Here is a 916-nt window from a genome sequence, read left to right as displayed (position 1 = left end):
GAATGAAATTGATGGATCAGATAGCCGTGAGCGCCATGTATCTCGACCGTGTCAAAACCTGCTTCCACCGCGCGGCGCGCGCCTTCTTTGTATGCCTGAACCAGTCCCCTGACTTCAGCTGTCTTTAAGGCGTGCGGCTCTTTAAAGCGTTCGCTAAAAGGAATCGAGGAAGGACCCACAGGGTGCTCAGCATCTTCAGCCTTGCGTCCAGCGTGGCCTAGTTGAATGCCAATTTTGGCACCATACTTGTGAACTTCCTCTACAATCTTACGATATGCAGGAATATGTTCGTCACTCCAAATACCCAAATCACGATCTGTAATACGTCCATCTGGATGGACCGCTGTCATTTCCACAATAATAAGTCCAGTGCCTCCTACTGCCCGGCTCACATAATGGACATGATGCCAATCCGTTGGATTTCCGTCCTTGGCCTCCACGCTGTATTGGCACATCGGGGGCATGACAATCCGATTTTTTAAAGAAAGCCCCTTTAATTGATAAGGAGTAAACAAGTCGGTCACTTTTATCCATCCTTCCTTCAATTCCATGTCTGTATAATTATGAATTGCATCCCCATTATACACCAGCTGTCACGGTATACCGAATTCGTTGTAAGGCTAAAACTTGCGAAAATGCTCCTGTTTTCGGTCATGTTTAAGAGAATATGTGCGTTTAGCTCCATCATCTTCATTGATAATCGTTTCATCGTGGACTTCTTTCCAGTCGTTTATGAGCCGAACTTGGTAACCAGCATATTTTTAATAGGACAGGTACATAATAGTCGAGAGCACCACTAGGTATCACTGCACGGAAAGGGGGGATACATATGCCGTACAGGGGAGTGTTGCCAGGCTTGGCACTGTTACTAGCATTTTCAAGTTTACCCGTTCACGCGGATGCGCCTCCCAACATC

General features: G+C 46.7%; 1 protein-coding gene. It reads right to left on the bottom strand.

The window, feature by feature from the left end; genetic code table 11:
* Positions 1-524, bottom strand: a 524-nt coding sequence (locus GRP75_RS28145; protein ID WP_483311129.1) for an oxidoreductase, incomplete at its 3' end; no start/stop codon positions are given.
* Between the last annotated feature and the right edge of the window lie 392 nt (positions 525-916).

Origin of the sequence: Paenibacillus sp. OT2-17 (genome assembly GCF_009827695.1) — a bacterium.
Lineage (GTDB): Bacteria > Bacillota > Bacilli > Paenibacillales > Paenibacillaceae > Paenibacillus > Paenibacillus polymyxa_B.
Note: the sequence above shows the minus strand (reverse complement) of the source record. Positions and strands in the feature narration are given on the sequence as shown.